We start from the raw sequence: 12909 nt of genomic DNA on the forward strand, positions 1-12909 counted from the left end.
TTCGTCTCTCTCGGGCTCTTTCAGGCTCCTTCGGTCTGCCCCGGCCTTTCCCGGCCGTTCACGAGCCGGCCCGGCCACCCCGCAGGCGGCTTCGCACGCCCCGGTCAATGCGTCTCGCTAAACTTGGCTCGGTTTGTGTGTAAGTACAGGAAGAACCCAAGCAACAGTCAGTCAAAGAGAGGTTTCGATGGCGGTTCGTGGTGATATTCGTAATGTGGCTATCGTGGCGCACGTCGATCACGGCAAGACCACGCTCGTGAACGCGATGCTCCAGCAGTCCCACGTGTTCAACGAGCGCGAGGAAGTGCCGGATCGCGTGATGGACTCCAACGATCTGGAGCGCGAGAAGGGCATCACCATCCTCGCCAAGAACACGGCCGTGGAATACACCGGTCCGCTGGCCGCCAAGTATGGTCACCCGGAGGGCATTACCCTCAACATCATCGACACGCCCGGCCACGCCGACTTCGGCGGCGAGGTGGAGCGAGGCATCTCCATGGTGGACGGCGTCGTGCTGCTCGTGGACGCCTCCGAAGGCCCGCTGCCGCAGACCCGCTTCGTGCTGCGCAAGGCCCTCGAGGCCCAGCTGCCCGTCATCCTGTGCGTCAACAAGGTGGACCGTCCGGACGCCCGCATCTCCGAGGTGGTCTCCGAATCCACCGACCTGCTGCTCGGCCTCGCCCAGGACGTGATCGAGGAGGGCGTGGACCTCAACCTCGACCACCTGCTCGACCTGCCGGTCGTCTACTGCGCCGCCAAGGTCGGATATGCCTCCGCCAACCAGCCCGCGGACGGCGCCCTGCCGGACAACGACAACCTCGAGCCGCTCTTCGAAGACATTATCAAGTACATCCCCGCTCCCGAATACGAGGAGGGCGCCCCGCTGCAGGCGCACGTCGCCAACATCGACTCCTCCGACTTCCTGGGCCGTCTCGGCCTCGTGCGCATCTACAACGGCACGCTGGAGAAGGGCAAGACGTACGGCCTGTCCCGCGTGGACGGCTCCCTCGAGAACTTCCGCGTGGCCGAGCTGCTGCGCACCCAGGGCCTCGAGCGCACGCCCGTCGCCTCCGCGGGTCCTGGCGACATCGTGGCCGTGGCCGGCGTGAACGACATCATGATCGGCGAGACCATCGTCGACCCCAACGACCCCAAGCCCCTGCCGCTCATCCATGTGGACGACCCGGCCATCTCCATGACCTTCGGCGTCAACGACTCCCCGCTGGCCGGCACCGAAGGCAAGGACCACAAGCTCACCGCCCGTATGATCAAGGACCGCCTCGACCGCGAGCTCATCGGCAACGTGTCCATCAAGGTGCTGCCCACCGACCGCCCGGATGCGTGGGAGGTACAGGGCCGCGGCGAACTCGCACTGGCCGTGCTCGCCGAGCAGATGCGCCGCGAAGGCTACGAGCTGACCGTCGGCCGCCCGCAGGTCGTCACCAAGAAGATCGACGGCGTGATCAACGAGCCGATGGAGAACACCACCATCGACGTGCCGGAGGAGTACATGGGTGCCGTCACCCAGCTGCTCGCCGACCGCAAGGGCCGCATGGACAACATGTCCAACCACGGTTCCGGCTGGGTGCGTCTGCAGTTCACCGTGCCGTCCCGCGGTCTGATCGGCTTCCGCACCGCGCTGCTGAGCGCCACGCGCGGCACCGGCATCGCCTCCTCCATCTCCGCCGGCTACGCGCCGTGGGCCGGTCAGATCGTCACCCGCCAGAACGGCTCCATGGTCTCCGACCGTCAGGGCGTGGCCACCCCGTACGCCATGCAGCGTCTTCAGGCGCGCGGCAACTTCTTCGTGGAGCCGCAGTCCCCGGTGTACGAGGGACAGGTCGTGGGCGTGAACAACAAGCCCGACGAGCTGGACGTGAACATCACGCTCGCCAAGCACATGACCAACATGCGCTCCTCCACCGCCGACGTGCTGGAAACCCTCACCCCGCCGATCAAGATGAGCCTCGAGGAGTCCCTCGACTTCGCCAACGAGGACGAGTGCGTGGAGGTTACGCCCGAGTCCATCCGCGTGCGCAAGATCATCCTCGGCCGCGAGGATTGGTACAAGTGGCGGGCCAAGCAGCGTCGTCAGAATAATCAAGCTACTAAGTAGCTTGATTATTCCTCCGCTGCCTTCGCAGCCTTGGCGGCTGCTCACCTCGGCTACCGGCAATCCACTGGATTGCCGGCTTTACGCCTCGGCATCGTCAGAACAATCAGGTTAGCAAGTAGCTTGATTATTCTGACGACCGTCGCCGCCGTGGTGGTGGCTCCCTTCGCCTACGGGGAGCCCACTGGGCTCCCCGCTTGACGGCTGCGGCCGCTTGGGAAAGTCACGGAGTCTTACGATACGTTGGGGACATTGTGCCCACGCTGTACACACGGCGTGGGCACAATGTCCCCAACGCATTTGACGGCCCTGTGCCATCCCTGCGGAGCCGGCTCCCATGCTCGCAGCCGATTGAACAGCATGACATCAATGCCATCGAGGTGCGCGCGCAGGGCCTACACTAAAGGACTATGACAGTCCGGCAACAGCAACGCATTCCAAGAGCCTCGGCAATCCGGGGAGCCCAAGGCCCCGACGCCCCCGCGCGCACGATCGACGGGACACACGAGTCCGGCGAGACCATTCCATATGTTGCGCGCGTGGCCATCTGCCTCCTGATCGGCGTGGCCACGGCGCTTGTCGGCAACTTCTCGCACCGCATGGGCGCCGACCGGAACATTCCCTACGGGCTTCTGCTGGCGTTCCTGCTCATCGGTATCGGCGTAGTGTTCACCCGGTCGTTCGCCGGGACGGTCGGCGCGGCCGTGCACCTCATCATCTCCTCGCTGGTGGTCTGGCAGATGAGCGCATACGGTCCCGGCGGGGACATCCTCATGCCCACGGGCGGAGCCTCGCTCGTCACGTTCCTCAGCCGCAGCGCCACGATGCTCTGGATGGGCGGCATGCTCGCCATCCAGATCGTGGCGATCTGCCTGCCGACGCGTCTGTTCGCTCGGCTCAACCGCACGCCTTCCGCCGCCGAGGAGACACAGCGCGTATGAACGAGACGAACAGTGCCGCCATCACCTTGCACTATTTGGGCCCCGAAGGCACCTTCACCCATCAGGCCGCCATCACCGCCGCGCAGACGCTGAAGCCCCTCGCGCCCGAAGGCACCGCATTCACGCTCCAACCCGAGTCGGACGTGCCGGCGATCATGGTCGCCACCCGTAACGGCGACGGATGGGGCGTGGTCGCGTGGGAAAACAACGTAGAAGGCTACGTAGTTCCCAATCTGGACGCGATGATGGACGCCGAGGACATCGCCGGATTCGTGCGCGTGGGCGTGGATGTCACGTTCGACGCGTTCGTCAAGCCCGGCACTGCCATGGCCGACGTGCACACGGTCAGCGCCCACCCGCACGGGCTCGCCCAATGCAAGCGATTCATCGCCGAGCACGGTCTCACCCCCGTTCCGGCCGCATCCAATGCCGCCGCCTGCCGCGACCTCGAACGCGGAGCCATGGCATTCGGTCCGGCCATCTGCGGCAAACTCTACTGGCTCGACACGGTCGCCAGCGGCGTGCAGGACTATCAGGGCGCGCGCACCGAGTTTCTCGTACTCGCCCCACGCCGCGAAGTGCCCGATCTGCTCGCCCGCGCACGGGCCAACGGCGTGACCGAATTTGAATCGATCGTCGCCTTCATCCCCCTGAGCACCGGGCCCGGCGTGCTCGCCAACCTGCTCGACGTGCTGCGCGACGCCGGCCTCAACATGACCAGCTTCATCTCCCGCCCCATCAAGGGCCACGACGGCACGTACAGCTTCATCGCCACGTTTGACGCCGCCCCCTGGCAGCCGCATTTCCGCGCCGCGCTGGATGAGGTGGCCGAACACGGCGACTGGGTGAAAACGCTGGCCGTCTACCCCCGGCGCGAGAGGCCCAATCCGCCCGTGGACGCATGGATGCTGCCCGCAGGCGGTGTGCACCTGAACGCTGCCGCCCTGCCGGACAGATGGCGGGACGACGACACCGTGAGAAGGGAACTGCTGTGGTGAGCAACGAAAAGACGCCGGAACGGGACCTGCGGGTGCCTCAGGCACACACCGTAGGCATCGTAGGGCTGGGACTCATCGGCGGATCGCTCGCCCTGCGGCTCGTCGAACGCGGGCGGACCGTGATCGCATGGAACCACACGCCTCGCCCGTACACATCCGCGCGCGCGGCCGGCGTGCAATGCGTGGACACCTTGGGTGCTCTTGCCGCCGCCGCACCCGACGTGATCGTGCTATGCAACCCGCTCAAAGCCATGCCGAGTGTGCTGGACGGGCTGGCCGGCGCACTCCGGCCAGAGACCACGCTGACCGACGTGGGCAGCGTGAAGGGCATGGTGCGCGATCAGGTGATCGCCGCCGGGCTGAACGCCCAATATGTGGGAGCGCATCCCATGGCCGGCAACGAACTGTCCGGCTGGACCGCCGCCGACCCCTCCCTCTACGACGGCGCCCTATGGGCCGTGACCGTGGACGGGCACACCGATTATGCCCGGTTCCTCACGGTCATGGAACTCATCACGGGCGGAGTCGGCGACCGTGTGATCGTACTTGACGACGACGTGCACGATCGTGCCGCCGCGCTCATCTCCCACATGCCGCATGTGGTGGCGACTGCGCTGGCCAATCAGCTCACCGACGACCTGAACCGCAACATCGCCGCAGCGCTCGCCGCCGGATGCTGGCGCGACATGACCCGCGTGGCACTGACCGACCCGGATCGTACGCGCGCCATGGTGGAGGAGGATGCCGCCAACGTGGAAGTGTTACTGCGCGCCATGGCCGGGCGACTCACTGCCGTGGCCGATCTGTTGCACGAAGAGCGTGGGGAATGCGGCGGGACGCCCGCCGCATTGCTGGACTTCTTCGCGCATGCGGATCCGTTCCGGGCGTACAAGGCCACCGAGCGGACGGGTGTCGCCTCATACGAGCGGCGGTCCGTCGAGGTGAGCGAGCGCGGATGGCGCGGGGAACTGTTGGAATCCGCCCGTCGCGGCGAACATGTGGTGCACGTGGACGGGACGCGCGCGTTTGCCGTGGAAGTGCGCTCCGAGGTGTGACTGACTGCGCGGTGTGATTGCGCTGCTGATTGTACGGTCCTCGGCCGTGCGAGCGTGTCGGGCGCGCTTCCTGTGCCGGACGTACTTCCGAGTTGTGCGGTCGAATTTCCCGGGGGCGCCGGGTAGCGGCGTTGGCATTTCGGCGTTATGACGCGGGTCCTATCTGAGGTATCCCGCTCATTCGACCGCACAACTCGGAAAAGGAATCGGTCCCTATGCCTGTTGCGCGGCGAATGCGACAGAAAGTATGTAGAAGTTACCAGATGCGCAGAAAACTACGCGCTGGCACCCGTTTGCTCGGGCCGCGGCGTGGGTCGCTCGGGCACGGGCTTGAGTCGCATGATGGTCCGGGCGTCGATGGAGACGTCCTCGGCCGGGCGGGAGCCATTGGCAGCGGCATCGCGCATGAGCTCGAGCGTGGTGCCGTCCCACGCGCGCACGTGACCAACGAAGTCGCGGAACTTCATGCGCCCGTCCGCCGGATCCACACCGATGGCCGTGCGCACCACCACGCGCGCGCCGGCAGGAATGTGCGGCGGGTTCGACCGGCCGTGCACTGCCGGGCCGTGCGGGGAATATTGCGGGTTCATCGTGCTCCTTAGTTCATACGCAGATTGAGCAAATCCATTGCTGTGGGGGGGGGCGGCCGTGGTGCGGCCGTGGTGCGGCCATGTTGCGGCCGGCACCGGCCTACTCGCTGGAGACCGCATCGAGCACGGGCTGCCTGAGTGCGCGCGAAGCGGGGGAGACGGAGGCGATCAGTCCCACCACGATCGCCAGCGCGAGGAACAGTCCGATCTGTCCCCACGGAATGGCGAGCACCTCCAGCCCCTCTGAGGCGTACACCGCACGAATCACCACGCCGGCCGCCACGCCCACCGCCAGTCCCAGCAGGGTTCCGAACACGGCGATGATGGCCGCTTCGATGCCGAGCATGCCGCGCACCTGCCCGCGGGAGGTGCCGATCGCCCGCAGCAGGCCGATCTCCTTCGTGCGCTCGGACACGCTCAGCGCCAGCGTGTTCACGATGCCGAAGATCGCGATCACGATCGACAGGGCCAGCAGCGCGTACAGGATGAGCAGGATCTGGTCGACCATGGTGCTCATGGTGGACTTGTACTCGTCCCGGTCCATGACGCTCACCACGTAGTACGGCTTGACGGCGTCCTTGAGCCGTTCCTTGAGCGCGCCAAGGTCCTGCCCGGGTTCGGCCACGAGGTACATCATCATGGTGAACATGGTCTGCTTGGTGCCGAGCTCGTCGCCCAGCGCGTCGTTGACGATTACGCACGTGCGGTACACGTTGTTGGAGATGATCGCACCGACGGTGAGTTCCTTGGTCACCGTGACGGTCTTGGTCTTCACGAACCGGGCCGGATCCACGTTCTTGGCGTCGTCGGTGACCTGCTGGATCTTCGCCGCGATGGCCTGCGCTCCGGCGGCGTCGCGGGCCGCGGTCTGCCGGGCCAGCTGGGTCTGCAGCTGCGCCACCTGCGACTGCACGGATGCTTGATAGGCCTCCTGCGCCTTGCGGGTGGCGTCCTCGTCCACGACGGTGTTCTCGGTGGTGACCTGCACCACGCTGCCCACGCTCCAGTCGCGGTCCTCGGCGATGGTCTGGCCCACCACCAGCTGCCCGCCGCGCAGGGCTTCGTCCGCGTTGCCGGCCTTGGTTTCCGGCGCATACACCTCGGTGAACAGGGAGTCCTGTGCGGCGAAAGTCATGCCGTTCACGCGCTCGCCGTCGAACTTCGCGCCCAGAATGAACCGGTTCGAGGAGGCGGACTCGACCCCTTCCACGTTGCGGATGGCCTTTTCCGCATCTTCGGGAATCTGCCCGGAGGAGGCGGAGAACACGGCGAAGTCGGCCTTGAGCCCCGTGTCCACGATGCTTGCCACGGAGGCCTTGGCGCTGGACGCCACCACGCCCAGGCAGCTGACAATCGCTAGCCCTACGAACAGGGCCGCCGCCGTGTTGGCCGTGCGGCGCTTGGAGCGGGCGAGATTGCGTGAGGCGAGTCGGCCGGTCACGGTGAACACGTGCGCGGGAATCCAGCCGAGCACCGCGCCCGCCGGGCCCACGAGCGCCGGTCCGAGCACGATCACGCCCACCACCACGAGTGCCGCGCCTACACCGAGCGGCCAGCCGGTGCCGGTCCACGCGGCGAAGCGGTTGAGCGCCCCGACGGGCGTCGGGTCCCCGTCCGTCAGTGCGATCCGGCACGTCCATGCCCATGTGGCCGCGCCCAGTGCGACCAGCACCGCGCCGATCACGCCCCGTCGTACGACCGGCTTTTCCGGGTTCACGGTCTCGTTCATGGCCTGGATGGGCGGCGCGAACGCGGCCCTGCGCGCCGGCAGCGAAGCGCCTGCCAAGGTCACCAGAAGTCCCACCGCGAGGCCGGCGAGCATGTCCGTCGCGGAGGGCGCCACGGCCCCGGACAGCGGCGTGCCCATGTGTGCCATGACGGACACGATGAGTTCCACCATGCCCCACCCGAGCGCGATGCCCAGCCCCGAGCCCACGAGTCCCAGCAGCACGGCCTGCACGATCACCGTGGAGAACACCTGCATGGGGGAGGCGCCGATGGAGCGTAGCAAGGCGTAGCCGCGCATGGACTCGCGCACGATCATGGAGAACGTGTTGGCGATGATGAACGAGCCGACGAACAGGGCGATCACCGCGAAGATGAGGATGAGCGGCTGGATGAAGCCGAGCGCATCCTGCGTGGACTTGGTCTGTTCGGCGCGGTAGTCGTCGCCGGTGATGGCGTGGGCGTGGGCGTCTGCGGGCAGGGCGGCGTTGACGGCGTCCGCGAGGGTGCGCTGCTGGTCGGCGTTGAGCGGCTGCCCGCCGTTCGCGGTGCCGTAGATGCCGATCACGCTCGTCTTGTCCGTTTCCTCGGTTTTGAGGTCGCTGTAATGCTTGGCGGTGGCCGGGTCGAGCCCGAGGATGATCGCGCCGGCCTGTGCGCTGCTGGTGGCGAAGATGCCGGAGACGGTCACGTCCTTGGCACCGTCCTGGTAGACCACCTTGGCCCTGTCTCCCACCTGCAGCCCGGAGCGCTCGGCGGCGAAGGAGTGGAGCGCCACCTCGCTCTCGCCGTTCGGGTAGGTGCCGGCGGTGAACGTGGCCGACCGCCATGGGTGGTCCGCGCTCATGCCGATGCCGAGCGTAGGGGAGCCCATGGTGGCCACCGGGTTGCCGTCTGCGTCCACGAGGACGAGTCCGCTGACGGAGTAGGTGACGGAGACGGGGGCCACGCCGGGCACCTGGCTGAGGGTGTCCGTCAGATCGATGTCGATGGCGTTGTATTCCGTGGAAGATTCGTCCGAACCGGAGCCGGCTGAGTCCCCGGAGCCGGAGTCGTCGGCGGTCTTGTCCGCGCCGCGCACGTACACGTCGTGGTCGGCGTTGGTGGCCATCATGTCCGAGACTTGATTGTTCATCATCTCGCGGAAGCAGAACGATCCGACCACGAAGGCCACGCCGAGCGCGATGGCCACGATGGACATGGCGAAGCGGCGGAAGTGGGCGCGCGCGTCCCTCATGCCGATGCGGATCATACGCCGGCCTCCGGTGCCGTGCCGGCTGCGCTGCCTGCCGTGTCGCCGTCGCCGGCGAACACTTCGAGGATCCGCTCGTACGAGGGGTGGTCGAGGTCCTCGGTGATCCGCCCGTCCGCGAGCACGAGCACGCGGTCCGCGAAGGAGGCGGCGCGCGGGTCGTGCGTGACCATCACGATCGACTGGCCGTAGTCGCGCACCGACTGCTTGAGGAAGCCGAGCACCTCGCGGCTGGAGCGAGAGTCGAGGTTGCCGGTGGGCTCGTCGGCGAAGATCACCGCCGGGCGGGCCATCATGGCCCGGGCGCAGGCGACGCGCTGCTGCTGGCCGCCGGACAGCTGGCTGGGCCGGTGGGTCAGGCGCTGTTCGAGCCCCACCACGCGCACCACCTGGCGGAACCATGCGCGGTCGATGGGCCGTTTGGCGATCTGCAGCGGCAGCAGGATGTTCTCCTCCGCACTCAGCGTGGGCACGAGGTTGAACGACTGGAAGATGAAACCGATCTGGTTGCGGCGCAGATTCGTCAGCTGCTTCTGGTTCATGGCGGAGACCTCCAGCCCCTCCACGAACACCTGCCCGGAGGTGGGTGTGTCCAGCCCGGCCATGCAGTGCATGAGCGTGGACTTGCCCGAGCCGGACGGGCCCATGATGGCGGTCATGGCGCCGCGCGCGAACTCCACGTTCACGTGGTCGAGGGCCGTCACCTGCGAATCGGCGTCCCCGTAGGTCTTGACGAGGTCGATCGCACGGGCCACCACGGGGTCCCCGCTCGGTTCGCCCGCGACTGCGTTCCTGAATCCGCCAGTCCGGTTCGCCGCGCGGCCCTCCGCTGCCCGGATCTCCTGCACGTGTTTTGCCGAATGCCTGCCCATGCGCGCCTCGCTTGCCTGCCTGTCGATGCCTGTCTGCACTTACGCAGTCTACCGGTCGGGGCGGCATGGCGGCAGGGGGTGACGGCAGCGCGGAGGGGGCCGGCGAAGAGGACCATGGCGGCAGAGGGGCGGCGGAGCGGGGATTGCGGTGCCTGTGCGCTCCGGTGCCTCGCATGGCCGATAATGAAAGGCATGACATGGTATGACGCTGCGCTCGACGCCTATCTGGGCTTCCTCAAGGCCAACCGCGGACTGAGCGGGAATACGCTCAGGGCGTACGGGACGGACGTGGGGGAGTGCCTGCACATGCTGGCGCTGCGCGGGGCGACGGGGCTGAAGACCGTGCGCATCGACGACCTGCGCCTGTGGATGGCCCATGAGTCGCGGGGGCACGCGCGCAGCAGCATGGCTCGCAAGACGGTGGCCGTGCGCGGTTTCTTCCGTTACTGCTACGAGCGCGGGCTGACGGACTCGGACCCGGCGGCGGGGCTCATGACGCCGAAGATTCCCGCCACACTGCCGGCCATGCTCACCGAGGCGCAGGCCGAACGGCTCGCGGACAGCGCCGACGAGGAGGCCGACGGCGGCAACGGCGGCAACGGCGACGAGGCGGGCGGCGCCGTGCCGAGGGGAATCAGTCGCGGCGCGGGGAGGCGACGGGGGGCCGATCCGACTGCGGAGGCGGTCCGTTTGCGCGATGCGGCGATCGTGGAGATGCTGTACGCCACAGGTATCCGTGTGGCCGAGCTGGTCGGGCTGGATGTGAACGACGTGGATTTCTCCCAGCGTACGGTCAGGGTGACCGGCAAGGGCAGCAAGCAACGCGTGGTGCCGTTCGGCATGCCGGCGGCCACGGCGCTGGAGCGCTGGCTCGGAGCGGACGGCCGGGCGCTGCTGGCCCGCGGCGGGCAGACGGCGCTGTTCGTGGGCGCGCGCGGCGGGCGGATCAACCAGCGCATCGCCCGCGGTGTGGTGCACGCCGAGGCGAAGCATGCCGGCGTGCCGGACATCAGCCCGCATGCGCTGCGGCATTCGGCGGCCACGCACATGCTGGACGGCGGGGCGGATCTGCGTGAGGTGCAGGAGATGCTGGGGCATGCGTCGCTCGCCACCACGCAGCGGTACACGCACGTGTCCATCGAGCAGCTCAAGCGCCGGTACGATCAGGCGTTTCCCCGCGCATAGGGACGGTGCCGGACGGTATCGGATGGCGGCAGGACCGTTGCGGTGTCCGACAGACGGACGCATTGTGTTGGAAATGTGAAGATCATGCATGGTTATCTTGACGTTTTGTCATAATCTCGTCGCGTCTGTTTACATTGGGTGGCTATTATGTGAACGGCTCGAAAACGACAGTCGCAGCATTAGGTCTCTATATAAGGAGGAAGGATGGCACCAGCGTCATGCTGAAATTCATCGCCAAGCGCCTCGTCAACTACGTCGTCATGCTGTTTGTGGCGGTGTCTTTTACGTACTTTATGGCGTCCGCCTTCATGCATCCGCGTTCCATCTACGAGGGACGCACCCCGCGTCCGCCTCAGGATTCCATCGAGCGCACGCTCGATCTGGCGAACGTGAACGACCGCGTGCCGGTCATCGAACGCTACTGGAACTGGCTGACCGCCATCGTCACCCGCTGGGACTGGGGCAAGTCGCCGCTGCTCGAATCGGTGAACAGCGCCATCGCCCCCCGCATCCTCGCCTCCACCGAGCTGGTCACCTTCTCCACCATCCTTTCGATCGTGCTCGGCGTGGCCCTCGGCATCTACACCGCGCAGCGCCAGTACAAGTGGCAGGACCGCTTCTTCACCGTGACCGGCACGTTCTTCATGGTCATCCCGTCCGCCGTGCTCGCCCTGCTCATCGTGCTCGCGGCCATCGCGGTCAACGACGGCGTGGGCTTCCGCATGTTCTACGTGACCGGCCTGTCCAGCTACACCGGCGACAACATAGGCCTGCGACTCGTCGACTTCCTCCAGCACATCATCCTGCCGACCATCTCGCTCACGCTGCTCGGCATGGTGAACTACCACCTGACCCAGCGCACCTACCTGCTGGACGAGCTGCACGCTGACTACGTGCGCACCGCCCGCATGAAGGGCCTCACCCGCCGTCAGGCCGTGCGCCGCCACGCCCTGCGCGCCTCCCTGATCCCCACCGGCGTGAACGTGGCGTTCTCCATCGCCTCCGTGTTCACCGGTGCCGTCATCACCGAGTCGATCTTCGCCATCAACGGTCTGGGCCGCTACTTCATCACCGCCATCAACAACAGCGACATCAACGCCTCCGTGGCCATCGCGGCCTTCGGCGGCGTGTGCACGCTGGCCGGCGCGCTTCTGGCCGACATCTTCTCCGCGTGGCTCGACCCGCGCATCAAGATGAGCTGACGTGAGGGAAGGGATACGAGAACAATGAGTGAAGCAAGCGTTTCCGCAAACGCGCCCGCCGCACAGCCGGAAGGCAAAGCCGGTGAGGAGGACCGCAAGGAGATCAAGCACCTGAGCTACGGTGCGCTGATTGCCCGCCGTTTCTTCCGCCAGACCTCCGCCATCGTGGGCGTGGTGATTCTGGGCATTCTGATCCTGTTCGCCCTCTTCGGCTCGTACATCGGCCAGTGGGGCTATGACGAGCCCGACTTCTTCGCGCTGGCCACCGCGCCGGACGGCTCACACTGGCTGGGCACCGATCCGGGCGGCTCCGACCTGTACGCTCTCGTGGTGCACGGCCTCGGCAAGTCGCTGATGATCGGCGTGATCACCTCCGTGGCCACCATGGCCATCGCCGCCATCTACGGCACCGCCATCGCCTTCTTCGGCGGCTGGGTGGAGCGCGTCGGCATGTGGATCCTCGACTGCCTGCTGGTCGTGCCGTCCTTCCTGCTCATCGCCATGATCGTGCGCGCCGCCAACGCGACCGCCGGCTGGATCTGGCTGGTCATCGGCCTGACGGCCTTCGGCTGGGTGGGCTACGCGCGAATCATCCGCACCATGACCCTCTCCCTGCGAGAACGCGACTACGTCAAGGCCGCGCGGTTCATGGGCGTGGGCTCCTTCAAGATCATCCTGCGCCACCTCGTGCCGAACCTGGCGTCCATGATCATCATCAACACCGTGCTCGGCGTGGTCGGCGCGGTCAACTCCGAAACCGCTCTGTCGTTCCTGGGCGTCGGCATCAAGCCGCCGGACACCTCGCTGGGTTCCATCCTTCAGGTGGGCCAGTCCACCATCCAGACCGCGCCGTGGATCCTGCTCGCCCCGTCCGTGGCGCTGATCCTCCTGTGCTTCAGCATGCAGCTCATCGGCGACGGCTTGCGTGATGCCCTTGACCCGAATTCGGCCGCCGGCGGAAAGGTTGGTGCGTGAT

General features: G+C 66.8%; 10 protein-coding genes. 7 read left to right on the forward strand and 3 right to left on the reverse strand.

The features are described 5' to 3' along the window. Positions 1-187 precede the first annotated feature (187 nt). From typA to AC1AZA_RS02975, 4 genes are all read left to right on the forward strand, one after another. The gene (gene typA / locus AC1AZA_RS02960; protein ID WP_476513259.1) at positions 188-2116 is read left to right on the forward strand and encodes a translational GTPase TypA; all 1929 of its coding nucleotides are present in this window, start codon (positions 188-190) and stop codon (positions 2114-2116) included. A 407-nt stretch (positions 2117-2523) separates the two neighbouring features. Beyond that, positions 2524-3054, forward strand: a complete 531-nt coding sequence (locus AC1AZA_RS02965; protein ID WP_476513260.1) for an alcohol dehydrogenase — start codon at positions 2524-2526, stop codon at positions 3052-3054. Beyond that, positions 3051-4052 (forward strand): prephenate dehydratase, encoded by a 1002-nt coding sequence (locus tag AC1AZA_RS02970; RefSeq protein WP_476513261.1) that lies wholly within the window; start codon positions 3051-3053, stop codon positions 4050-4052. Before AC1AZA_RS02965 ends, AC1AZA_RS02970 begins: the two co-directional genes overlap by 4 nt. After that, a complete protein-coding gene (locus tag AC1AZA_RS02975) occupies positions 4049-5107 on the forward strand; it encodes a prephenate dehydrogenase (protein ID WP_476513262.1) in 1059 nt (352 codons plus the stop codon). Before AC1AZA_RS02970 ends, AC1AZA_RS02975 begins: the two co-directional genes overlap by 4 nt. 275 nt (positions 5108-5382) lie before the next feature. On the opposite strand, the gene AC1AZA_RS02980 is transcribed toward AC1AZA_RS02975, so the two are convergent. The 3 genes from AC1AZA_RS02980 to AC1AZA_RS02990 all read right to left on the reverse strand — a co-directional run bounded on the left by AC1AZA_RS02980 (position 5383) and on the right by AC1AZA_RS02990 (position 9546). Then, a complete protein-coding gene (locus tag AC1AZA_RS02980) occupies positions 5383-5697 on the reverse strand; it encodes a DUF6725 family protein (protein ID WP_476513263.1) in 315 nt (104 codons plus the stop codon). Positions 5698-5797: 100 nt separating this feature from the next. Further along, positions 5798-8674 carry an ABC transporter permease gene (locus tag AC1AZA_RS02985; protein ID WP_476513264.1) on the reverse strand — a complete coding sequence of 959 codons (2877 nt, stop codon included), beginning with the start codon at positions 8672-8674 and terminating at the stop codon, positions 5798-5800. Beyond that, positions 8671-9546: an ABC transporter ATP-binding protein gene (locus AC1AZA_RS02990; protein ID WP_476513484.1), complete on the reverse strand. Its 876-nt coding sequence runs from the start codon at positions 9544-9546 to the stop codon at positions 8671-8673. Before AC1AZA_RS02990 ends, AC1AZA_RS02985 begins: the two co-directional genes overlap by 4 nt. 183 nt (positions 9547-9729) lie before the next feature. On the opposite strand from AC1AZA_RS02990, the gene AC1AZA_RS02995 reads away from it, so the two are divergent. The 3 genes from AC1AZA_RS02995 (at position 9730) to AC1AZA_RS03005 (ending at position 12908) form a co-directional block, all read left to right on the forward strand. Continuing rightward, a complete protein-coding gene (locus tag AC1AZA_RS02995) occupies positions 9730-10731 on the forward strand; it encodes a tyrosine recombinase XerC (RefSeq protein WP_476513265.1) in 1002 nt (333 codons plus the stop codon). 218 nt (positions 10732-10949) lie between these two features. After that, positions 10950-11933, forward strand: coding sequence for an ABC transporter permease (locus AC1AZA_RS03000; protein WP_476513266.1), 984 nt, complete (start codon positions 10950-10952; stop codon positions 11931-11933). 24 nt (positions 11934-11957) lie between these two features. After that, entirely contained in the window at positions 11958-12908 is a 951-nt protein-coding gene (locus tag AC1AZA_RS03005; RefSeq protein WP_476513267.1) for an ABC transporter permease, read from the forward strand. The last annotated feature ends 1 nt before the right edge of the window (position 12909 follow it).

The organism is Bifidobacterium sp. LH_389, from assembly GCF_056357235.1.